The organism is Pseudomonas aylmerensis, assembly GCF_001702265.1.
In the GTDB taxonomy this organism is placed as follows: Bacteria; Pseudomonadota; Gammaproteobacteria; order Pseudomonadales; family Pseudomonadaceae; genus Aquipseudomonas; species Aquipseudomonas aylmerensis.
In genome coordinates, this window is sequence record NZ_MAUE01000026.1 from 144,472 (window position 1) to 167,510 (window position 23,039).

The following is a 23,039-nucleotide window of genomic DNA, read 5'->3' on the forward strand; positions in this document are numbered from 1 at the left end:
TAAGTAACTAGTTAGTACATTGGAGTCCTGCAATAGACTATTACAGGTGCTGCGATGATGGGCTGAGGCTAAATGTCGCGTGGCTGTGATGAGTGTAGGTGATCGGCAGGCGGCCTTCGGTCCAACTGCAGGCACGGGCTTTCTGTGTGAGGGAGCTTACTTGCACTGACTGCGCGGCAGTCCCCGGCTTTTGGGGGCGTTTTGCCCCCCAGCACAAGCGAGCCTGCCCCCACCGCAAGCCCGCTCGCACGCTTAGCTGCAGATCACTCAACGAAACGCCGGCACCACCTGCTCGATAAACAGCGCCAGGGACTTCTTTTTCTCGGCATGCGGCAGGCTGTTGTCGCACCAGAAGCTGAACTCATCCACGCCCAGTTCCTGGTAGTAGCGGATGCGCGGGATGATTTCTTCGGCGGTGCCGATCATCGCGGTCTTGTGCAGGCTTTCCAGCTCGAACTCGGGGCGCGCGGCGAATTTCTCTTCCGGGCTCGGGGCCAGGAAGCCATTCACCGGCACCTCTTTGTTGCCGAACCAGGCATCGAAGGTGCGATAGAACTTGGAGATCGCCTTGGCCCCGACTTTCCAGCCGTCCGGATCATCGGCGGCATGCACGTGGGTGTGACGCAGCACCATCAGTTGCGGGCGCGGTACGTCGGGATTGTTGTCGAGGGCGGCCTGGAATTTGTTTTTCAGGTCGAGGACTTCTTCGTCGCCCTTCATCAGCGGCGTGACCATCACGTTGCAGCCGTTGGCCACCGCGAAGTTGTGCGAGTCCGGGTCGCGGGCGGCGATCCACATCGGCGGGTTGGGCTGCTGGATCGGCTTGGGCACGCTGGTGGAGGTGGGGAATTTCCAGATCTCGCCATCGTGGGCGTAGTCGCCTTTCCACAAGGCGCGTACCACGGGCACCATCTCGCGCAAGGCCTGGCCGCCGGAAGAGGCGGGCATGCCGCCGGCCATGCGGTCGAATTCGACCTGGTAGGCGCCACGGGCCAGGCCGACTTCCATGCGGCCGTTGCTGATCACGTCGAGCAACGCGCATTCGCCCGCCACCCGCAACGGGTGCCAGAACGGCGCGATGATGGTGCCGGCGCCCAGGTGAATGGTGGTGGTCTTGGCCGCGAGGTAAGCCAACAGCGGCATCGGGCTCGGCGAGATGGTGTATTCCATGGCGTGGTGTTCGCCAATCCATACGGTGCTGAAACCACCGGCCTCGGCCATCAGGGTCAGTTCGGTCAAGTCTTCGAACAACTGACGGTGGCTGACGCTTTCATCCCAACGTTCCATGTGTACGAACAGGGAAAACTTCATGACGCTTACCTCGGATCTATTGTGATAGGCCTGTCGACTGCGGGCCCTTAAGTACTCTCGCCACCTTGAAGCTTGCCAGTGATAACGGCTGTTCGGCGGATTGATTGTTGGTATACCATAATACGGAATATCCGCAAAACTTTTCTCTCCAACGGTTGCACCCTCACCTCACAAGGAAGGCGAGCTCGATGAACATAAAACAAAAATTAATCCTGGCGTTTGCGGTGATCGCCAGCCTACCGGTGATTCTGGTGGCTGTGCTGATCATTCTCAACGTACGCCATGAGGCCCGCGACAGCTTTGTCGACAGCAGTGGCCGCGAGATCCGCCAGGTCGACAACGCGATGCAACTGTTCTTCGAAGGCATCAGCCAGAACGTCGCCTACCTGGCTGCGCACCCGCAGTTGCGCAGCCTGCAGGGCGATGTGAAACGCTACCTGGCCAGCGACGCCGCGCACATTGCTCCCGGCGAGCGCGACCAGCAGTTGTTCGCGTTGTTCGAGGGCCTGGCCAAGAGTCATTCGGCCTACACCTACCTGTCGCTCGGTACCGAGGATGGTGGATATGTGTTTTGGCCCGGCGACCCCAACCTTGCCAACTACGACCCGCGCACGCGGCCCTGGTACAAGACGGCCATGGCGCAACCGGGCAAGACCCTGCGCACCGAAGCCTATTACTGGGCGGCCGACGACGTGGTGCTGGTGAGCACCGTGCAAAGCTTCAACGACCGCCAGGGCAAGGCGAGCGGGGTGGTCAACATCGACGTGTCGCTCAAGCAACTGACCGACCTGGTCAAGCAGATCAAGCTGGGCGAAAGCGGCTACCTGATGCTGATGGAGGCCAACAACACGGTGCTGGTAGACCCGAATGACCCGTCCCACAACTTCAAGAAACTCGGCGAGTTGGGTGACGGCTACCGGCAGTTGAGCGAAGCCGGCCAAGGCCTGGTGCAGGTGGAACTGGCGGGCGAGCGCTACATGGCGCTGGTGTGGCCGTCGAAGGCATTGGGCTGGCGGTTTGTCGGGCTGGTGCGCGAAAGCGAAGTGATGGCCGGCGCGGCACGCCTGACCTGGTTGATCGCGGCTATCGCATTGGTGTGTGGCCTGCTGTTTGCTGCGGCGGGCGCCTGGTTTGCCGGGCTGATCGTCAAGCCGATCCGTGGCGTGGCCAGTGGTTTGGAAGGCATTGCGCAGGGCGAGGGTGACCTGACGGCGCGCCTGGCGGTCAATGGCCGCGACGAGACGGCGCAGCTCGCCGGCTGGTTCAATCAATTCCTGGAAGCCATCCGCACCCTGATCCAGCGCATCGGCCAGGCCGCCGCGCAAATCCACAGCAGCTCCGGCAGTGCCACCGAAGTCTCGATAGAGATGGCCGACGTCGCCTCACGCCAGCGCGAAGCGGTGGACATGGTCTCCACGGCGTTTCATGAAATGGTCGCCACCTCCAACGAAGTCGCGCGCTCCTGCAGCCAGGCTGCCGATTCTGCCGACAATGGCCAGCGCCAGGCCCACACCGGGCAACAGCAGATCGACGCGGCGGTGAGCAGTGTCGGGCGCTTGAGCGAAGAGATCGGCCACTCGGCCCAGGCCATGGAGCAGTTGGAAAAAGACAGCAACGACATCCAGTCGATCCTCGGCACCATCCGTTCCATCGCCGAGCAGACCAACCTGCTGGCGTTGAACGCCGCCATCGAAGCCGCCCGGGCCGGCGAGCAGGGGCGTGGGTTCGCGGTGGTGGCGGATGAGGTGCGCGCCCTGGCCAAACGCACGGCAGACTCCACCGGCGAAATCGACGGACTGCTTGGCAATCTGGCGCGGCGCACCCATCAGATGGGCAAGCAGATGCATGCCAGCCTTGAGGTGTCCCAGGAAACCGTGGTGTCGATCAACGATGCGCGCGCCAGCTTTGGCTTGATTCGTGAGTCGGTGGATGTCATCCGCGACATGAACACGCAAATCGCTACCGCCGCCGAAGAACAGCACCAGGTGGCCGAAGACATCAACCGGCATATCAGCCAGATTCACGCGGATGCACAGTTGGTGGCGAGCCTGGCCGACTCCACACGTGGCGATGCGCAGCAATTGACCGCGTTGTCGCAGACCTTGAACCAGCTGGTCAGCCGCTTCCGTACCTGACCGCCGCTATCGCAGGCAAGCCAGCGCCCATCGTTGAAATGCATTCAGCTGTGGGCGCTGGCTTGACTGCGGTGTATCGGAATTAATCAGGCAACCAGGGGCAGGGCGCCCATCTTGCCGTGGCAATACACCAGCGGCCCGGCGTTCTGCTGGGGCACGATCAGGTTTTTCACCGAGCCGACCATGATTGCATGGTCGCCACCTTCATACTCGCGCCACAACTCGCACTCGATCACCGCCGTGGCGTTCGCCAGGATCGGATTGCCCAGTTCGCTGAGCGTCCATTCGATGCCCTGTGCCTTGTCCTTGCCCTTGCGCGCAAAGGCATAGGCTTCGGTTTGTTGCCCACCGGACAGGACGTGGATCGCAAAGCGCTTGTTCTTGATCAGCACCGGGTACGAATCGGAGCTGTAGTTGGGGCAGAACAGCACCAGCGCCGGGTCCATCGACAACGAACTGAAGGCACTGGCGGTCAGCCCGACGATTTGCCCGTCGTCATCGAGCGTGGTGATCACGGTGACCCCGGACGGAAACGAACCCATCACTTGTTTGTAGATAGCGGCATCGATCATGGGACGGTCCTCTGGCGGTAGAGCGGGTTTTTATGAATTTGTAGGTCTGATGGTATACCGTAATACAATCGATGCAACAGCTTTTTCAGGCGGCCGATGAACGTCAACCTTTGGTCTTATAACCAATAAATACGGGGGTAAAGGCGCGAAAACGCCGAGGGCCATGTGGCACACTTGCGGATCAGATGCGCGCTGAGACTACGGATCAGTCTTGTGAAAATGTTGGAATACCATAATATGGTGTTCATCTGAGGGGCCGCCACGATGCGCCCCCGGTATGGCGTCAAACAACTATAAGATCAGACAAACGCGAGTCCATTTCCATGCCCCAGATGTCCCGGCAAGATCCCCTGATCGAGAATCACACGGTCGATTACGTTCCTCTCGCAGAGCGCCATGGAAAGGCCCGCGACCTGTTCACCCTATGGTTCAGCACCAACATTGCGCCGCTGCCCATCGTCACCGGTGCCATGGTGGCCCAGGTGTTCCACCTCAACCTGGTGTGGGGGCTGCTGGCGATTGCCCTCGGGCATCTGCTCGGCGGTATCGTGATTGCCCTCGCGTCGGCCCAGGGCCCGCGCATGGGCATCCCGCAGATGGTGCAGAGCCGGGGCCAGTTCGGCCGTTACGGCGCACTGCTGATCGTGTTCTTCGCGGCGCTGATCTACATCGGCTTTTTCATTTCCAACATCGTGCTGGCCGGCAAATCCATCGTCGGCATCGTGCCCGCGGTGCCGGTGCCGGCGAGCATTCTGATCGGCGCGCTCAGCGCTACCGCCATCGGCGTGATCGGCTACCGCTTCATCCACAGCCTCAACCGTATCGGCACCTGGGTAATGGGCAGCGCGCTGCTCGCCGGTTTCATCTACATCTTCGCCCATGACCTGCCAGCGGACTTCCTCACCCGTGGCGGTTTCAACGCCGCCGGCTGGCTGGCCACGGTGTCGCTGGGGGTGATCTGGCAGATCAGCTTTTCGCCCTACACCAGTGACTATTCGCGCTACCTGCCGGCGGATATCGGCATCACCCGGCCGTTTATCGCGACCTACCTGGGCGCCACGCTCGGCACCATCCTGTCGTTCGCATTTGGTTTGGTCGCGGCACTGGCCACGCCCGAAGGTACCGAGGCGATGGTCGCGGTCAAGCAAGCCACTGGCTGGCTCGGACCGATCCTGATGGTGCTGTTCCTGCTCAATATCATCAGCCACAACGCGCTGAATCTGTACGGCGCGGTGCTGTCGATCATCACCTCGATCCAGACCTTCGCCAGCCATTGGACCCCGAGCATCAAGGTGCGCGTGGTGCTGTCCGGCGTGGTCCTGGCCGGTTGCTGCCTCGTGGCGCTGGGCGCATCGGCGGACTTCATCTCGCAGTTTATCGGGCTGATCCTGGCGCTGTTGCTGGTGCTGGTGCCGTGGGCGTCGATCAACCTGATCGACTTCTATGTGATCAAGCGCGGGGTGTACGACATTGCCTCGATCTTCCGCGCGGACGGCGGGGTCTACGGGCGCTTCAACCTGCATGCGATCGTGGCCTATTTCATCGGCATCATTGTCCAGCTGCCGTTTGCCAATACGTCGCTGTACGTGGGGCCGTGGGCCAATCTGGTGGACGGCGCGGACCTGTCGTGGCTGGTGGGGTTGGTGGTGACGTGCCCGCTGTATTACTGCCTGGCGACACGTCAACATACCCAGAAGGTCAGGGCGGCGCGGTTGGGCTACACCGACTGACCTTTGCTCACACAACAGCCTCCAGAATGTGGCAGCGGGCTTGCTCGCGAATGCGGTGTCTCAGCCCAATAGGTCTTGACTGACACACCGCCTTCGCGGGCAAGCCCGCTCCCACAGGTTGGGCCGAGATCGATTTCAAGCCAGCTTCATGCGCTGAGCAGAGTGGCCCCGCCAAACTCGCCCAATGCATCCAGCAATGCACCGACGAAGTATTCCTTCGACGCGCGATCCCAGAGGATATGCAGCGCCGGTGCCTCCACACTCCCGGTGTGGATCACAAGCGCATTCACCCGCGCCACTGACGTCTGCGCCACCGCTCCCGGCTGGAAGGCCGGGAAACCGAGATCGACCCCGCAGAGCTTGGCCATCACGTGGGCAATCACCGCGCCGCTGAGCAACACACAGGCGTGGCTGTCCTGGCGCGGCAGCAGGTAGTTGGCGCGGTGGTCCAGCTCCCAGCGGGCCTCTTCATCGGCGATGCGCTGGCCCTGATCCTGCGGGCTACCCAACAACAGGTATTCGGTCTGCGACAGGCGCGCCACCCAACTGCCGTCCGCTTGCGGGGTGGCCTGGTTGGGGGCGGCGGGCAGGGTGAAACCGCGTGCGCTGAGGTACTCGGCGCTTTGCGCGCCGCGAAAGCCGACCCGGGGCAGATCGGTCTGGTCCACCAGGTGGCAGGGCGGCGTGAAGAGTTCGTGGGCTTTCAGACTGGTCATGGCTTAACCCTCCTGGCGTTGGTTGGTGGGGTCGAAAAACGGCAGTGGCACCACCTCGGCCTGGACGACGATGCCGCCTTCGACGCGGATCGGGATGCGCTGCCCCGGTGTGCTCTGTTCGATCCCGGCGTAGGCCAGGCCGATGATGCGGCCCAGCGTTGCAGAGTATTCGCACGAGGTGACGTTGCCGCTGATGTCCGGGCCGTCGAGCACCAGGTGGCCTTCCAGCGGTTGCACGCTGCCCTTGGGCAAGGTGAAACCCACCAGTTTGCGTTTCAGCGGCTGGGCTTCGAGGATGTCCACCGAGCGGCGACCGACGAAAAACGGCTTGTTGCGGCTTACCGCCCAGCCCATGTCGATTTCTGCCGGGTGGGTCATGCCGTCGGTGTCCTGGCTGATGATCACGTGGCCTTTTTCCAGGCGCAGCAGGCGTTGGGTTTCGACGCCGAACGGGCGAATATCGAACGCCTTGCCGGCCTCCATCAACGCATCCCACAGCGCCAGGCCGTGGCGTGCAGGCACGTGGATTTCATAACCCAGCTCGCCGACAAACCCGACCCGCAGCAACCGCGCCTTGATCCCGGCCACCGTGCCTTGGCGCACGCCGAGGTAGGGGAAGGCCTCGGCACTGAGGTCGAGGTCAGTGCAGACCTGTTCCAGCACCTTGCGCGAATCCGGCCCGGCCACGTTCACCGCACAGATCGCGGCAGTGACGTTTGCCACGTCGACGTCGAGGCGCCATTGCGCGTTCCACTTGAGCATCTGCTGGTAGATGCGGTCGACGCCGCTGGTGGTGGCGGTGACGTAGAAGTGCTGGTCGGCCAGGCGCGCGCACACGCCGTCGTCGATGACCACCCCGTGTTCATTGGTCATCAGCGCATACCGCGAACGGCCCACCGGTTGCTTGAGGAACGCGAAGGTGTACAGGCGGTTGAGCAGTTCAGCGGCATCCGGGCCGCGCACGTCCAGGCCGCCGAGGGTCGACACATCGATCAGCCCGACGTGGTTACGCACGTGCAGGGCTTCGGCCTGCATGCAGGCGTCGCGATCCTGGGCGCGGCCGTAGTAGGCCGGGCGTTGCCAGATACCGGCGGGCATCATCTTCGCCCCGGCCTGCACATGCCGCGCGTGCATCGGTGTCTGCCGGTAAGGGTCGAAGGCGCGCCCGGCGACATGCGCGAGTTTCTCCGCGACGAAAGGGGGCCGTGCGGTGGTCACCCCGGTCTCGCTGATATTGCGCTGGGTCGCCCAGGCCACCAGGCGTGCGGTCGGCAGCGCCGAATGCCGCCCTTGGGACGGGCCCATGCCGACCGTGGAATAGCGCTTCACCAGTTGCACATCGCGGTAGCCGATACGCGTGGCGTTGACGATGTCCGCCACTTGCAGGTCTTCGTCGAAGTCGACGAAATCCTTGCCCTTGGGGTGCGGGAAGATCGGCCAGCCGAAGTTGACCTGGGCTTCGCTGTGCAATGGCAGCGGCGCAATCGTAGTGCCCAGGCCCAGCGCGACAGCGATGTCGGCCGCTGCGTTGGCGGCGTCGGCCAGCACATTCTCGAGCTGATGCCGACCGTGCACCGAGCCCGCCAGCTGGAGGTTGCGGGGCAGGCCGCTGAGGCTGAATTCGGCTCGCTGGTCGTCATAGGCCAGCTTGCCGCCGGCCTGGCACAGCAGTTGATACACCGGCATGTAGCCGGCCGACATGCACAGCAGATCGCAGTCGAACACTTGCCCGCTGGCGCTGACCTGGCCCTGGCCGGTGATCTGGCGCACGTCGACGCCTTTCACGTGGCGCAGGCCTTTCTCATGCAGGGCCTCGAACACGGTGCTGTTGTTCAGCAACGGGATCTTGCGCTGGGCCAGGGCGCCGGACAGGGCTTTGTCGGCCGGGGCGTGGCGCAGGTCGATCACGGCGGCGACTTCCACGCCCTGGTCATGCAGGTCGAGGGCGGCGAGGTAGCCGTCGTCGTTGCCGGTCAGCACCACCGCGCGCTTGCCCGGCTTGACCGCGTAGAGTTTCATCAAGCGTTGCGCGGCGCTGGTCAGCATCACGCCCGGCAGGTCGTTGTTGCGGAAAATCACCGGCTGGTCGAAGGCGCCGCTGCACACCAGGCACTGCTGCGCGCGCACCTTGTACATGCGCTTGCCCTGGATCACCGGCAGGTAGTTGTCGGTAAACCAGGCATTGCACGTGGCCTCGGTGAGCACCTGGATATTCGCGTGCTGCTGCACCGCGCTCACCAGTTCGCGGCGCAGGCTGTCGGCGCGGGTACCGGCGATATCGAAGCGTGCATAGGTCAGTGACCCGCCGAGGATCGGCTGCTGCTCGATCAGCAGCACCTTGGCCCCGGCATTCGCGGCCGTCAGCGCCGCCTGTAGGCCGGCGGGGCCGGCGCCGATGACGGCCAGGTCGGTAAACAGATAGGCCTTGTCGTAGTACTCGGGCTGGAACGTCAGGTCGAGGACACCCAGGCCGGCCTTCTTGCGAATGATCGGCTCCCAGACTTTCCACATGCCCTTGGGCTTGTAGAACGAGCGGTAGTAGAACCCCACCGGCATGAACTTGGAGAACTTGCCGAGGTAGGCGTCCTTGTCGTTGTCCAGCGAGCCGTTGACGTTCTGCGCGCTCACCGCCAAGCCGGCAGACAACGCGTGAGCATCGGCCAGCACGTTGGGCTCGCGGGGCAGTTGCACCAGGCTGTTGGCATCCTGGCCCGCCATGGTCAGCGGGCCGCGCGGGCGGTGGTATTTGAACGAACGCGAAAGCAGGAAACGCCCGTTGGCGAGCAAGGCGCTGGCGATGCTGTCGCCCTGCAAGCCTTGGTACGCCTGGCCATCGAAACTGAAATCAAGGGCTTGATCACGCTGGATCAGCAAGCCCATGGGGGCGGGAAGGCGGTTCATCCGGCGATCTCCTTGGCGGCGGCGAAATCGACGCGGGTGGTGAACAGTTCCTTGGGGTCGAAGGTGCGCAGGACCTCATCGGTGACTGTGTGGCGCTCGGCGAGGAACCAGTAGCTGGACGGCGTGTGCATCCACCATTCGCGCACCACGCCGGCGAGGTTGTCGGTGTTGAACACGTAGTCGGCCCATTCGGCATCGCTGCAGTGGACGGGGTCGGGCATCGGCTTGAACTCGCCGCCGTAGGTGAACTCGCTGATATTGCGCGGCCCGTTGAGCGGGCACGTCATGATTTTCATAGTCCGCTCTCCATCAGTGACTGGCCGCCGTAGCGCCCATCTCGTTGACTTGCTGGAAGGTCGAGAAACGTTCGAGGCCGAACGGCTTGATCAGCGCCGGCACCTGGCCGCCGCTGGCGACCAGCTCGGCCATGGTCTTGCCGCAGATGGGCGTGGCCTTGAAACCCCAGGTGCCCCAGCCGGCGTCGAGGTAGTAGTTCTTCACCGGTGACAGGCCCATGATCGGGCTGTAGTCCGGGGTCATGTCGGTGATCCCGGCCCACTGGCGCATCAGCTTGGCGTTGGCCAGGAACGGGAACATTTCGATCGCGTGGGCCAGCAGGCTTTCCTTGAGGTCCAGGGTCGAGCGCGTGTTGAACAGCGGATAAGGATCGGAGCCGCCGCCGAACACCACTTCACCGCGGCTGGTCTGCTGCACATAGCAGTGCAGCGCGGAGGAACTCACCAACGGGTCGAGGAACGGCTTGAACGGTTGGGTGACCATGGCTTGCAGCGGGAAGGTCTGGATTGGCGAGCGGATGCCGGCCTTGGCCATCAGCAACGAGCTGTGCCCGGCAATCGCCTGTACCACGCAGCCGCACTGGATGGTGCCGCGATTGGTTTTCACGGCGGTAATCGTGCCGTGGTCGATGACCAGGTCCTGCACCTCGGTGAGTTGATGAATTTCCACCCCTCGCTTGGCCGCCTGCTTGGCGTAGCCCCAGGCCACGGCATCGTGGCGCGCGGTGGCGCCGTCGATATGCCAGAGCCCGGCGATCACCGGCAAGTGCCCGGGGTCGAGGTTGAGGCTGGGCACCAGTTCGCGGATCTGCTGGCGGTCGATCATCTCGGTGCGCCCGCCGAAGTGCTTGTTGACCTCGGCACGCTGGCGGAACGAACGCACGGTGGCATCGGTATGCGCCAGGGTCAGTTGGCCGCGTTCGGAGTACATGATGTTGAAGTCGAATTCGTTGGACAGCGACTGGAACATCTTCACCGACTCGGCGTAGAAGCGCACACCCTCGCTGGTCAGGTAGTTGGAGCGGATCACCGCGGTATTGCGCGCGGTATTGCCGCCGCCCAGGTAGGCCTTTTCCAGCACCGCGATGTTGCTGATGCCGTGGTACTTGGCCAGGTAGTAGGCGGTCGCCAGGCCATGGCCGCCGGCGCCGATGATCACCACGTCATAGCTGGCCTTGAGTTCCTTGGGCGGTGGCAGATCCACCTCCACCGGGTACTCCGAACTCAGCCCGTACTTCAATAGATTGAATGGCATACGGCCTCCGATTGGCTGCGTAAGGCGTGGTGTTGCGCGAGGGCGGCGGCCACGGTGTTTTTCATCAGGAAGGCAATGGTCATCGGGCCGACACCGCCGGGTACCGGGGTGATGGCCGCGACATGGGGCAGGGCGCCGTCGAAGTCGACATCGCCCACCAGGCGGCTGCGGCCGGCGTCGTCGATACGGTTGATACCCACGTCGATCACCACCGCGCCGGGCTTCAGCCAACTGGCGTCGATCAAGCGTGCGCGGCCCACGGCGGCGATCACGATATCCGCCTGCCGGCACAGCGCCTGGGCGTTGTGGCTGCGCGAATGCAGCACGGTCACCGAGCAGTCCGCCTTGAGCAGCAGCGCGGCCATGGGCTTGCCGACGATGTTCGAACGGCCGATCACCACCGCATGTTTGCCGCGCAGGTCGCCGCAGGTTTGTTCCAGCAAATACAGGCAGCCGCTCGGCGTGCATGGCGTGAGCACCGCGCGACCCTGGCTGAGGCCGCCGACGTTCTGGCTGTGAAAACCGTCGACGTCCTTGTCCGGCGCGATGGCCTCCAGGGCGCGCAGCTCGTCCATCTGCGCCGGCAACGGCAATTGCAGGAGGACGCCGTGGATGGCCGGGTCGGCGTTCAATTGGCCGATCAGGATCAACAGTTGTTCGGTGCTGGTATCGCCGGGCAGGCGGTGCTCCACGGAGCGGATGCCTACCTCTTCGGCGCGCAGGATCTTGTTGCGCACATACACCTGGCTGGCGGCGTCGTTGCCGACCAGGATCACCGCCAGGGCTGGCAGGATGTCTTGCTCATGCAGGCGTGCGACGTCCTCGCGGACCTGCAGCAGCACCTGCGCGGCGGCGGCTTTGCCATCGATCAGTTTGTGCGCGTTCACCGGAACACCACCGTTCTGTCCTGGTTGAGAAACACCCGGTGCTCAAGGTGGTACTTGACCGCCTTGGACAGGGCCACGGTCTCGGTGTCGCGACCGATGGCGACCAGGTCGTCGGGCTTGTACACGTGGTCCACGCGTTGCACTTCCTGCTCGATGATCGGACCCTCATCCAGGTCGCTGGTGACGTAGTGCGCGGTGGCACCGATCAGCTTCACGCCGCGTTGGTAGGCCTGGTGATAGGGCTTGGCGCCTTTGAAACCGGGCAGGAACGAGTGGTGAATATTGATCGCGCGCCCCGACAGTTGCCGGCACAGGTCGTCGGAGAGGATCTGCATGTAGCGCGCCAACACCACCAGTTCGGTGCGGGTGTCGTCGACCACCTTCATCAGTTCGGCTTCCTGCGCGGCCTTGTTGTCCTTCGACACGGGCAGATAGATAAAGCGAATGCCCTCACGCTCGGCCATCGGCCGCAGGTCGAGGTGGTTGGAGACGATGGCGGTGATGGTCATGTCCATCTCGCCCTTGTGGTAGCGGTAGAGCAGGTCGGTGAGGCAGTGGTCGAACTTGCTCACCATCAGCATCACGCGCATCGGCTCGCGGGTGTCGTACAACTCCCACTGCATGTCGAAGGCCTGGGCGACATCGGCGAAGCCTGCGCGAATCTGTTCGAGATCGCCGGTGTGGCCGTCGTTGAAGCGAAACACGGCGCGCATGAAGAAGCGGCCGCTGAAGTCATCATCGAACTGCGCCATCTCCCCGATGTAGCACGCGTTGTCCGCCAGGTAAGTGGTGACGGCAGCGACAATGCCGGACACCGCGGGACAAGTGACCTTGATGATGAAATGGTTTTTTTCGTGTTGCATGACACGTCCTCGGGATGATGGCGGCAGCTCATCGCATAGCGAAAAAATGTCTGAGGACAGCGGGCTCGTTCCGTGAGCGCATTTTCTTGTGAGGAATAAAATATTCCTGAAGTGGCTTTATAGGGGAATGGGGGCGGGGCGTCTAGGGGTTTTGGGAAAGTTTTTTAACTGATAGGAATTTTTCCGCAGCGTTCCTACCGTGAAATGCGATGAAATGTAGGCGCTGGCTTGCCGGCGATGGCATCCACCCACTGCCACTGGCAGACCGAGTTGCCCGCATCGCAGGCAAGCCAGCTCCCACAGAAAACAATCTCGGTGCGTGCGTTATTCCTTGTCGTTGCCGTAGTTCATGATCGACAACAACCGGATCGGCACCTGCACCAACTGCTCCGGCCCGTGCGGAATCTCCCCTTCGAAGGTCAGGCTGTCACCCGCTTCCATCCGGTAAAGCTGGTTCCCGTGCCGGTAAATCAGCTCACCTTCGAGCAAGTGCAAAAACTCCGTCCCCGGATGCGCAAAGGTCGGGAACTCCTCACTGGCGTCATCCATGCTGACCATGTACGCCTCGAAGCTCTTTTTCGGCCCGCGCGTATGGTTGAGCAGGTGATAGGTATGCCCCTTCTCGGTCCCTCGGCGCACCACTTCCATGCCCTGGTCGGCCTTGACCAGCAAAGCGCTGCCATCCTGCTGGTCGTATTCGCTGAACAACTTCGACAGCGGCAGCCCGAGCACATCACACAGGCGGCTCAGGGTGTCGAGGCTGGTGGAGACCTGGGCGTTTTCGATCTTGCTCAACATGCCCTGGCTGATATCGGCGATTTTCGCCACGTCGGACAGCTTCAGGTCCTGGGCCTGGCGCTGGCGTTTGATCTGCAGCCCCAGGTATTGCTCGAGCTTGAGGCGCGGGGCGGTTTCGGTGGACATGATCATCGGCTCCTGCACGGTTTCCGTTCAGTAATATTATTTTCGCACTGGGAAAGTGCAAGATCTGGCTCTTCAAGGCCACCCCGCTGTGCGTATTCCTGCGGGGAAAACAATTTTCCCATATATACAGCACAAAAGCGCTTTCACCGGCAGTTCAATCCGCCGCTCGTGAATCTGGCAAGGGTATTGCATTCCTGTAAGGAAACTAACTTTCTTTTTAGGAATAAAAAGACAGCCTAGGCCCACCCACACGGTTTTGCCTTTCGCGAGGAGTGACACGCAATGTTGCCAGCAGAAACCCAGCGCATCATCGACAAGCACGGGATCAAGTACGTGCTTGCGCAGTTTGTGGATATACACGGTGCGGCCAAGACCAAGTCGGTGCCGATTTGCGGGCTCAAGACCGTGGCCGAAGAGGGCGCGGGCTTTGCCGGGTTTGCCATCAGCGGCATGGGCATGGAGCCCCACGGTCCGGACTTCATGGCGCGCGGTGACCTGTCCACGCTGACGCCGGTGCCGTGGCAACCGGGTTATGGGCGCGTGGTGTGCGTCGGGCATGTCGATGGCAAGCCCCATCCCTACGACAGCCGCTACGTGCTGCAGCAGCAGGTGCAGCGCCTGCAGGACAAGGGCTGGACCCTCAACACCGGCCTGGAACCCGAATTCAACCTGATGCGCCGCGACGAGCAGGGCAAGCTGCAACTGGTCGACCCCAGCGATAACCTCGACAAACCCTGCTACGACTACAAGGGCCTGTCGCGTTCGCGCGAGTTCCTCGAGCGCCTGACCGAAGCCTTGCAGGCGGTGGATTTCGAGGTCTATCAAATCGACCACGAAGACGCCAACGGCCAGTTCGAGATCAACTACACCTACAGCGACGCGCTGACCTCGGCCGACCGCTTTACCTTCTTTCGCATGGCCGCCGGCGAGATCGCCAATGACCTGGGCATGATCTGCTCCTTCATGCCCAAGCCCGACCCGAAACGCGCTGGCAACGGCATGCACTTTCACCTGTCGATCAGCAGCGCCGAGAACAAAAACCTGTTCCATGACGCCAGCGATCCGAGCGGCATGGGCCTGTCGAAACTGGCCTATCACTTCGCCGCCGGTTTGCTCGCCCATGGCCCGGCGTTGTGTGCGTTCGCCGCACCTACGGTCAACTCCTACAAGCGCCTGGTCGTGGGCAACTCGTTGTCCGGCGCCACCTGGGCCCCGGCCTTTATCGCCTTTGGCGCCAACAACCGTTCGGCGATGGTGCGCGTGCCGTATGGCCGCCTGGAATTTCGCCTGCCTGATGCCGGCTGCAACCCGTACCTGGTCAGCGCCGCGATCATCGCGGCAGGCCTGGATGGCATCGACCGCCAGTTGGAAATCGACCACGTCTGCAACGAGAACCTCTACAGCCTGAGCCTGGAGCAGATCGCCGAGCGCGGCATCAAGACCCTGCCGCAATCCCTCAAGGAAGCCTGCGACGCGCTGGAAGCCGACCCGCTGTTTGCCGAGGTGCTCGGCCCGCAGATCGTGGGCGAATTCATCAAGCTCAAGCGCATGGAGTGGGTGGAGTACAGCCGCCATGTGAGCGACTGGGAAGTCGCGCGCTACACCGAATTTTTCTGAGGCAACGGGCGGCAGCTGTGAGTTGCAAGCTGCAAGTCAAGGCGGTGGTAGGGGCCGCTCCAAGTCATCTGTCTACCCGGCTTGCTTGCAGTTTTGCAGCTGGCCACCCAGAACAAAGTGAGGACTGCTCTTATGTGTGGAATCGTAGGTCTGTACCTGAAAAATCCCCGACTGGAACCCCAGCTCGGCAAGCTGTTTGAACCGATGCTGCAGGCCATGACCGACCGCGGTCCGGACAGCGCGGGCTTCGCCATCTACGGCGATGAGGTCGCCGACGGCTGGGTCAAGTTGACCTTGCAGGCGACCACTGAAGCCTTCGACTGGAAGGCCTTGATGGGCGAACTCGAAGGGCGCCTGGGTTGCTCGCTGGATTGGTTCCAGAACGCCAGCGCGGCGGTATTGAAGATCCACGCCGACGAGGCGCCGGTGCGCCTGGCCCTGGCCGAACTGGCGCCGAGCGTGCGCATCATGAGCGCCGGGCAAAGCATCGAAATCCTCAAGGGCATGGGCTTGCCCGAGGAGATTTCCCAGCGCTTCGGCCTGGCGGGCATGCAAGGCAGCCACATCATCGGGCACACGCGCATGGCCACCGAAAGCGCGGTGACCATGGAAGGCAGCCACCCGTTTTCCACCGGAGCCGACCTGTGCCTGGTGCACAACGGCTCGCTGTCGAACCACTTCCGCCTGCGCCAGGAACTCAAGCGCGAAGGCATTCATTTCGAGACCGACAACGACACCGAAGTCGCCGCCGGCTATCTGACCTGGCGCCTGCAACAGGGCGATTCGCTCAAAGAGGCGCTGGACCATTCCCTGCAGGACCTCGACGGCTTCTTCACCTTTGCCATCGGCACGCGCAACGGCTTTGCGGTGATCCGCGATCCGATTGCGTGCAAGCCGGCGATCCTCGCCGAGACCGACGACTACGTGGCCATGGCCTCCGAATACCAGGCGCTGTCGAGCCTGCCGGGCATCGAGAACGCGCGGATCTGGGAGCCGGCACCGGCCACTTTGTATATCTGGGAACGCCAGTCAGCTTAAGGAGCGCACACATGAAAACCATCGATCTTTCCACCGCCACTGTGCGTGACCTCAACCAGGCGCTGCATGCGCAAGTGCTCGACCACGAATGGCGCGTGACCCATTCCAACGGCAAGCACAACCTGGCCGTGGGCGTGAACCAGCCGGTGTCCATCGATATCGAGGGCCACGCCGGCTACTACTGCGCGGGCATGAACCAACAGGCCTCGATCACCGTGCACGGCAATGTCGGCGTGGGCTGCGCCGAGAACATGATGTCGGGTTCGGTGCGCGTCAAAGGCAGCGCGTCCCAGGCGGCCGGGGCCACGGCCCACGGCGGCCTGCTGGTGATTGAAGGCGATGCCGGCGCGCGTTGCGGGATCTCCATGAAGGGCATCGACATTGTCGTCGGCGGCAGCATCGGCCATATGAGCTGCTTCATGGGCCAGGCCGGGCGCCTGGTGGTGTGCGGCGATGCCGGCGATGCGCTGGGCGACTCGTTGTACGAGACCCACATCTACGTGAAAGGCACGGTGGAGTCCCTGGGCTCGGACTGCGTCGAAAAAGAGATGCGCAGCGAGCACCTGCAAGAGCTGCAGGAACTGCTCGACCGTGCCGGCTTCGCCCACCAGGCGGCGGATTTCAAGCGCTACGGCTCGGCCCGCCAGCTGTACAACTTCAAAGTCGATAACGCCTCCGCGTACTGATCAGGAGCTACAACCATGAGTGAACAAACCCCTCCGGTACTGCGCGAGTCGGCCACCTTCGACCGCCTGACCATCCAGGAAATCCAGCGTGCGGCCGAAACCGGTATCTACGATATTCGCGGCGGCGGCACCAAGCGCAAGTTGCCGCACTTCGATGACTTGCTGCTGCTCGGCGCGAGCGTGTCGCGTTACCCGCTCGAAGGCTATCGCGAGAAGTGCGGCACCGACGTGATTCTTGGCAATCGCTTTGCCAAGAAGCCGATCCACCTGAAGATCCCGGTGACCATCGCCGGCATGAGCTTCGGGGCGTTGTCGGCGAATGCCAAGGAAGCCCTGGGCCGTGGCGCGACCATCGCCGGCACCAGCACCACCACCGGTGACGGCGGCATGACCCCGGAAGAGCGCGGCCAGTCCCAGCACCTGGTGTACCAGTACCTGCCGTCGCGCTACGGCATGAACCCCGACGATTTGCGCAAGGCCGACGCCATCGAGATCGTCCTCGGCCAGGGCGCCAAGCCCGGCGGTGGCGGGATGCTGCTCGGCATGAAGGTCACCGAGCGCGTGGCCGGCATGCGCACCTTGCCGATCGGTGTGGACCAGCGCAGTGCCTGCCGTCACCCGGACTGGACCGGCCCGGACGACCTGGCGATCAAGATTGCCGAGCTGCGCGAAATCACCGACTGGGAGAAACCGATCTACGTGAAGATCGGCGCGAGCCGGCCTTATTACGACGTGAAGCTGGCCGTCAAGGCGGGCGCGGATGTGATCGTGCTCGACGGCATGCAAGGCGGCACGGCGGCGACCCAGGAAGTGTTTATCGAGCACGTCGGCATTCCAATTCTGTCGGCGATCCCGCAAGCGGTACAGGCTTTGCAAGAGATGGGCATGCACCGCAAGGTCCAGTTGATCGTGTCGGGCGGGATCCGCAACGGGGCCGACGTGGCCAAGGCCATGGCGATGGGCGCGGATGCGGTCGCCATCGGTACGGCGGCGCTGATTGCCCTGGGCGATAACCACCCACGGCTGGATGCGGAACTGAAAAAGATCGGCTCGGCCGCCGGCTACTACGACGACTGGCAGAACGGCCGCGACCCGGCCGGCATTACCACCCAGGACCCGGAACTGTCCAAGCGCCTCGACCCGGTGGAAGGCGGGCGGCGGTTGGCCAACTACCTGCGGGTGATGGTGCTGGAAGCGCAGACCATGGCGCGGGCGTGCGGCAAGTCGCACCTGCACAACCTCGACCCCGAGGACCTGGTGGCGCTGACCGTGGAATCGGCGGCGATGGCCCGGGTGCCGTTGGCAGGAACCAGCTGGGTGCCCGGTTCCGGCTACTGAGCCTGGCGTCATACCTGTGGCGAGGGCGCTTGCTGCCGTTCAGCGCAGCTGCAGCCGGCGTTTTAGGGCTGCGTAAGCGCCCTCGCCACGACAGATAGGCTAATCAAGGAGCCCGCCAAGAGGCTCTCCTAACAACAACTGCTCGCTGCCAGGCATATCCCATTTCTTTCGCAGGAGCTTTGAATATGGTCAATCGTCTTCTCGGCAAGTCCCTCTTCGGGTTATTGGCCGCCAGTGCCTTCGCACCTTTGGCACAGGCCGCCGATGCACCCACCTTGAACACCGGCAGCACCGCCTGGATGGTCACCGCCGCCGTGCTGGTGCTGTTCATGTGCCTGCCGGGGCTCGCGTTGTTCTATGGCGGCCTGGTCCGTGCGAAAAACATGCTCTCGCTGTTCACCCAATGTTTCGGCATCGCCGGCCTGGTGGGCGTGCTGTGGGTGATCTACGGCTACAGCATGGTGGTCGACACCACCGGCATGGTCGAAGGGCAGGTGACGTTCAACAGTTTTGTCGGCGGTTTGAGCCGTGCCTTCCTGGCCGGCATGACCCCCGAAAGCCTGGTGGGGGATATCCCGGAAGGTGTGTTCGTGACCTTCCAGATGACCTTCGCCATCATCACCCCCGCGCTGATCGCCGGGGCGTTTGCCGAACGCATGAAGTTCTCGGCGGCGCTGTGGTTCATGGCCATCTGGTTCACCCTGGTGTATGCCCCGGTGGCGCATATGGTCTGGGGCGGTTCGGGGGCCTTGATGCATAACTGGGGCGTGCTCGATTTTGCCGGCGGCACCGCCGTGCACATCAACGCCGGTGTGGCTGCGCTCGCCGCGTGCCTGATCCTCGGCAAGCGCAAGGGCTACCAGAACACGCCGATGCCTGCGCACAACCTAAGCCTGACCATGGTCGGCGCGGCGATGCTCTGGGTCGGCTGGTTCGGCTTCAACATCGGCTCCGGCGGCGGGCTCAACGGCCTTTCCGGGATTGTCATGCTCAATACCCAACTGGGCGCGTGTGCCGGGATCCTCGGCTGGATGTTCACCGAGTGGTTCAAGGTCGGCAAACCGAGTGCCCTCGGCCTGGCCAGCGGCGCGTTGGCCGGTCTGGTCGGGATCACCCCGGCGTGCGCCTATGTGGGCGTCGGCGGCGCGTTGGCCATCGGCTTGCTGTGCGGGGTGTTCTGCTACCTCAGCGTGACTGTGTTGAAACGCCGCTTCGGCTACGACGACAGCCTCGACGTGTTCGGCCTGCACGGCATCGGCGGCATGATCGGCGCGGTGTTGACCGGCGTGTTCTGCGTACCGTCCATGGGCGGACTGGTCGAAGGCGTGACCATGGGCGGCCAGGTCGTGGCGCAGATCAAAGGGGCCGTGCTGACCACCGTGTACTGCTTCGCGATCAGCTGGATCATCCTCAAAGTCATCAACGCCCTGATCGGCCTGCGTGCCCATGAATCGGTGGAAGACATGGGGCTGGACCTGGCCGAGCATAACGAGCGCGCTTACAACCACTGATCACAACCCAAACCTGTAAGAGCTGGCTTGCTGGCGATAGCGGTGGATCAGTCAAAGCATAAGGTGACTGACACACCGCCATCGCCGGCAAGCCAGCTCCCACAGGGGTTTTGTGTTGTGATTCAGATCACTGCCAGCCTGGCCTGCCTAACAAGCGGGCGCCCTCCACAATCGACCGGTCACCTCGAAAAAATGTGGGAGCTGGCTTGCCTGCGAAAGCGGTGTGCCAGGCGCAGAAAATGCCAGCAATGCCGCCGCCTTCGCAGCCTCGCCGGGGCTCGACAACTCCCACACTTGGGCTGCGTCGCGCCGGATATTGCGATCACCCTGGGGATTGAAATAAGGGCGACTCCGCCAGCTCCCACAGGGGTTTTGTGTTGTGGTTCAGATCACTGCCAGCCTGGCCTGCCTAACAAGCGGGCACCCTCCACAAGCGACCGGACACCTCGAAAAAATGTGGGAGCTGGCTTGCCTGCGAAAGCGCTGGATCAGTCAAAGCATAAGGTGACTGACACACCGCCATCGCTGGCAAACCAGCTCCTGCAGGGGGGCATTCAGGGCACGGCCAGGGCCAGGGGCCGGGCAGTGCGCTGGAGTTGGCTGGCCACCAGGGTGTTTTTCAGCAGGTAGGCGATGGTCATCGGCCCGACACCGCCGGGCACCGGGGTGATTGCGCTGGCCACCGTGCGAGCGCTGGCGTAATCGACGTCGCCCACCAACCGCGTGCCGGTCTCGGTGTTGATGCGGTTGATACCCACGTCAATTACCACCGCGCCTGGCTTCAGCCAGCTGGCGTCGATCAACTGCGGGCGGCCGACGGCGGCGACGACGATGTCGGCCAGGCGGCACAACGCCGGTGCATCGACACTGCGCGAATGCACCACGCTGACCGAGCAGTTGGCCTGCAGCAGCAGGGTCGCCATCGGTTTGCCGACGATGTTCGAACGGCCGATGACCACCGCGTGCATTCCGCTCAAATCACCGCAGGTTTCATACAGCAGGCGCATGCAGCCGCTGGGCGTGCAGGGCGTCAGCACCTCGATGCCTTGCACCAGGCCGCCGACGTTTTCGCGGTGGAAGCCGTCCACGTCCTTGATCGGGTCAATCGCGTGAATCACCGCCGCCTCGTCGATATGCCCCGGCAGCGGCAGCTGCACGAGGATGCCATTGACCGACGCATCGGCATTCAACTGCGCCAGCAGGGCCAGCACCTGCGCCTGGGTGGCGTCATCCGGCAGCCGGTATTCAAGCGAGCGAATCCCGACTTCCTTGGCGCGCAGCAGTTTATTGCGCACGTAGACATGGCTGGCCGGGTCATCGCCCACCAGCAGTACCGCCAGGGCAGGGTAGATCTGTTGCGTGGCGAGCACCTGGACCTCTTCGCGAACCTCGTCGAGCACCCGGGCAGAGATGGCCTTGCCGTCGATATCGCGGGCAAGCGTGGGGAGAGAGCTGGTCAAAAGCGTCACCGTTGTCTGGAGAAATAGGGAGGCGCTGAGGGAACAGATCCCTCAGCGATAAGCAGCCCAGTGTGCTCAGGCTACCAGTTGATGGCAGGCATACACCACCAGTGCACCGGCAATCAGCGTGGCATAGGGCAGCCAGCCGGCGCGGCGTTGGCCGTCGCCGACCTGCAGATACAGGTCGCTGAGCATGGCGGCGGGGAAGCGACCTTTGTCCTGCACGTAGTGACGGAAGCAGAACACCGGCAAGATCAGCAGCGCCAGGAGCAAGCCGGTGACCAGCGTGCCCGCACCCCAGATGTCCGCACCCAGGCCCATGCAGGCCAGGTTGACGAAACTCAACACGCCACCTGCCGCGAGCAGCACGGTGGGCGCTTTGTACGGGCGCACCCAGTCGGGGCGGTCCAGGCGGTGAATCCAGCCGGCATTCAGGTTGAGGAAGTTGAAGATGATGTAGCTGACGTTGGACGCCGCGAGCACAAATACATAGTCCGACATCAACAACAGCAGCAGGTTGAACGACAGGTCGGTCCACATCGCCGCCGTCGGCGCGCCGTGTTCATTGGTGCGCCCCAGGTATTTGGGCAGCCAGCCATCCACCGACGCCTGATACAGCGTGCGTGACGAGCCGGACATTGAGGTCATGATTGCCAGCAGCGTCGCCAGCACCAACATGATCAGCACGATATTGGCGACCACCTTGCCGCCGCCGATGCTGTCGGCCAGCACCTGGCCAACGCCCATGCCGCTGTAGATCGCTGGCGACAACAGGCCGCTGTACACCGCCGGTGTAACAATCGCGCCGCTGGCGTCAAGCACCGCCGGGGTCACCAGTTGCCCCAGCCCGAGGCTGCCTTGAAACGCCAGCGGCACCAGGGTGAACACCAGGATGCACAGCAGGCCGGCGTAGAAGATGGCCTTGAAGGTGTCGCGCTTGGGGTCCTTGAACTCGCGGGTGTAGCACACCGCTGTTTCGAAGCCGTAGGTGGACCACGCGGCCATGAACAACCCGCCGGCCATCAGCGACCAGCCAGAGATATCCCAGGGCCCATCGATGACTTGCCCGGCCGCATCATGGGCCAGCGGGTACAGCGGCAGGAAGTTGGCCTGGGCCGCATCCCCGGTGAACAACGGCACCACGCCCACCAGCAGCAGCGGAATCAGCGAGGTGACACCGAGCACCAGGGTCAGGCGTGCCGAACGCAGGATGCCGCCGTGTTGCACGGCAAATACCGTGAGCAGGATCAACAGGCCGATGCCGAAGGTCGCGTTGATGCGCAGCGACAGGCCGCTTTTCACCCAGCCCAGGTCCAGCAAGGTCAGTTGCCAAGTGTTGATCAGTGCATCGGCAGGAAACAGCGCGGTGAGGATATACCCCGCCGCCAGCCCCGAACCGATGGACAGCACCGGCGACCACGCCAGCCAGTTGCACCACACCGACACCGGCGCGATCAGCTTGCTGTAGCGCACCCAGGCCACCGCGCCGTACACCGAGGCGCCGCCGGATTTGTGCGGGAACAGCCCGGCGATCTCGGCATAGGTAAAGGCCTGGATAAATCCGAACAGGATCGACACGATCCATACGATCCACGCCGGCTTGCCGACCGTCGCAGCAATGGCGCCAATAGAGAACAGCACCAGGGCGGGTACGCCACTGGCGACCCAGAACGCCCCGCGCCAATCGATCTTGCGGTGCAGGCTGCCCACCGAACTGGCGGCCTGCGGTACTGCCTCGAACGTCGTCGCTTCCATCTCTGTATTCCCATGTCTGAATAGCGTTTAAGTGGGGCAGTCAA

General features: G+C 63.1%; 18 protein-coding genes and 1 pseudogene. 8 read left to right on the forward strand and 11 right to left on the reverse strand.

Features of this window, described 5'->3' with window-relative positions:
- Positions 1-267: 267 nt before the first annotated feature.
- Complete coding sequence (locus BBG20_RS18300) at positions 268-1,311, reverse strand: LLM class flavin-dependent oxidoreductase (protein WP_065905683.1); 1,044 nt, start codon at positions 1,309-1,311, stop codon at positions 268-270.
- Positions 1,312-1,655: 344 nt separating this feature from the next.
- Here BBG20_RS18300 and BBG20_RS33515 point away from each other — a divergent pair.
- Positions 1,656-2,540, forward strand: a pseudogene (locus tag BBG20_RS33515) (cache domain-containing protein); the annotation flags it as partial.
- 201 nt (positions 2,541-2,741) lie between these two features.
- Positions 2,742-3,446, forward strand: a complete 705-nt coding sequence (locus BBG20_RS33520; RefSeq protein WP_404940345.1) for a methyl-accepting chemotaxis protein — start codon at positions 2,742-2,744, stop codon at positions 3,444-3,446.
- An 86-nt stretch (positions 3,447-3,532) separates the two neighbouring features.
- On the opposite strand, the gene BBG20_RS18310 is transcribed toward BBG20_RS33520, so the two are convergent.
- Positions 3,533-4,018 (reverse strand): flavin reductase family protein, encoded by a 486-nt coding sequence (locus BBG20_RS18310; protein ID WP_065905687.1) that lies wholly within the window; start codon positions 4,016-4,018, stop codon positions 3,533-3,535.
- Between the two features lie 323 nt (positions 4,019-4,341).
- Here BBG20_RS18310 and BBG20_RS18315 point away from each other — a divergent pair, with 323 nt between their 5' ends.
- Positions 4,342-5,748 (forward strand): purine-cytosine permease family protein, encoded by a 1,407-nt coding sequence (locus BBG20_RS18315; RefSeq protein ID WP_065905691.1) that lies wholly within the window; start codon positions 4,342-4,344, stop codon positions 5,746-5,748.
- Positions 5,749-5,894: 146 nt separating this feature from the next.
- Here the strand turns inward: BBG20_RS18315 and BBG20_RS18320 are convergent, their stop codons facing one another.
- The 7 genes from BBG20_RS18320 to BBG20_RS18350 form a co-directional block, all read right to left on the reverse strand.
- Positions 5,895-6,464, reverse strand: a complete 570-nt coding sequence (locus BBG20_RS18320; protein WP_065905692.1) for an aminomethyltransferase family protein — start codon at positions 6,462-6,464, stop codon at positions 5,895-5,897.
- A 3-nt stretch (positions 6,465-6,467) separates the two neighbouring features.
- Positions 6,468-9,365 (reverse strand): 2Fe-2S iron-sulfur cluster-binding protein, encoded by a 2,898-nt coding sequence (locus tag BBG20_RS18325; protein WP_065905693.1) that lies wholly within the window; start codon positions 9,363-9,365, stop codon positions 6,468-6,470.
- The gene (locus BBG20_RS18330) at positions 9,362-9,661 is read right to left on the reverse strand and encodes a sarcosine oxidase subunit delta (RefSeq protein WP_065905694.1); all 300 of its coding nucleotides are present in this window, start codon (positions 9,659-9,661) and stop codon (positions 9,362-9,364) included. The genes BBG20_RS18325 and BBG20_RS18330 overlap by 4 nt, the downstream gene beginning before the upstream one ends.
- Before the next feature lie 13 nt (positions 9,662-9,674).
- Entirely contained in the window at positions 9,675-10,916 is a 1,242-nt protein-coding gene (locus BBG20_RS18335) for an FAD-dependent oxidoreductase (protein ID WP_065905698.1), read from the reverse strand.
- Entirely contained in the window at positions 10,898-11,803 is a 906-nt protein-coding gene (gene folD, locus BBG20_RS18340) for a bifunctional methylenetetrahydrofolate dehydrogenase/methenyltetrahydrofolate cyclohydrolase FolD (protein ID WP_065905700.1), read from the reverse strand. Before folD (BBG20_RS18340) ends, BBG20_RS18335 begins: the two co-directional genes overlap by 19 nt.
- Positions 11,800-12,666: a formyltetrahydrofolate deformylase gene (gene purU / locus BBG20_RS18345; protein WP_065905702.1), complete on the reverse strand. Its 867-nt coding sequence runs from the start codon at positions 12,664-12,666 to the stop codon at positions 11,800-11,802. Before purU ends, folD (BBG20_RS18340) begins: the two co-directional genes overlap by 4 nt.
- 324 nt (positions 12,667-12,990) lie before the next feature.
- Positions 12,991-13,590, reverse strand: a complete 600-nt coding sequence (locus BBG20_RS18350) for a helix-turn-helix domain-containing protein (RefSeq protein ID WP_053139883.1) — start codon at positions 13,588-13,590, stop codon at positions 12,991-12,993.
- A 282-nt stretch (positions 13,591-13,872) separates the two neighbouring features.
- Here BBG20_RS18350 and glnT point away from each other — a divergent pair, with 282 nt between their 5' ends.
- The 5 genes from glnT (at position 13,873) to BBG20_RS18375 (ending at position 19,780) form a co-directional block, all read left to right on the forward strand.
- The gene (gene glnT, locus BBG20_RS18355) at positions 13,873-15,207 is read left to right on the forward strand and encodes a type III glutamate--ammonia ligase (RefSeq protein ID WP_065905705.1); all 1,335 of its coding nucleotides are present in this window, start codon (positions 13,873-13,875) and stop codon (positions 15,205-15,207) included.
- A 132-nt stretch (positions 15,208-15,339) separates the two neighbouring features.
- Positions 15,340-16,245, forward strand: a complete 906-nt coding sequence (locus tag BBG20_RS18360; RefSeq protein ID WP_065905707.1) for a class II glutamine amidotransferase — start codon at positions 15,340-15,342, stop codon at positions 16,243-16,245.
- A gap of 11 nt (positions 16,246-16,256) precedes the next feature.
- Positions 16,257-16,931: a GltB/FmdC/FwdC-like GXGXG domain-containing protein gene (locus tag BBG20_RS18365; RefSeq protein WP_065905709.1), complete on the forward strand. Its 675-nt coding sequence runs from the start codon at positions 16,257-16,259 to the stop codon at positions 16,929-16,931.
- A gap of 15 nt (positions 16,932-16,946) precedes the next feature.
- On the forward strand, positions 16,947-18,269 hold the full coding sequence (locus BBG20_RS18370; RefSeq protein WP_065905711.1) for an FMN-binding glutamate synthase family protein: 1,323 nt from the start codon (positions 16,947-16,949) through the stop codon (positions 18,267-18,269).
- A 185-nt stretch (positions 18,270-18,454) separates the two neighbouring features.
- Positions 18,455-19,780: an ammonium transporter gene (locus BBG20_RS18375; protein WP_065905713.1), complete on the forward strand. Its 1,326-nt coding sequence runs from the start codon at positions 18,455-18,457 to the stop codon at positions 19,778-19,780.
- Positions 19,781-20,334: 554 nt separating this feature from the next.
- Here the strand turns inward: BBG20_RS18375 and folD (BBG20_RS18380) are convergent.
- Both folD (BBG20_RS18380) and BBG20_RS18385 read right to left on the reverse strand, forming a co-directional pair.
- Positions 20,335-21,249 carry a bifunctional methylenetetrahydrofolate dehydrogenase/methenyltetrahydrofolate cyclohydrolase FolD gene (gene folD / locus BBG20_RS18380; RefSeq protein ID WP_083221428.1) on the reverse strand — a complete coding sequence of 305 codons (915 nt, stop codon included), beginning with the start codon at positions 21,247-21,249 and terminating at the stop codon, positions 20,335-20,337.
- Positions 21,250-21,315: 66 nt separating this feature from the next.
- Entirely contained in the window at positions 21,316-22,995 is a 1,680-nt protein-coding gene (locus tag BBG20_RS18385) for an APC family permease (RefSeq protein ID WP_065905718.1), read from the reverse strand.
- Between the last annotated feature and the right edge of the window lie 44 nt (positions 22,996-23,039).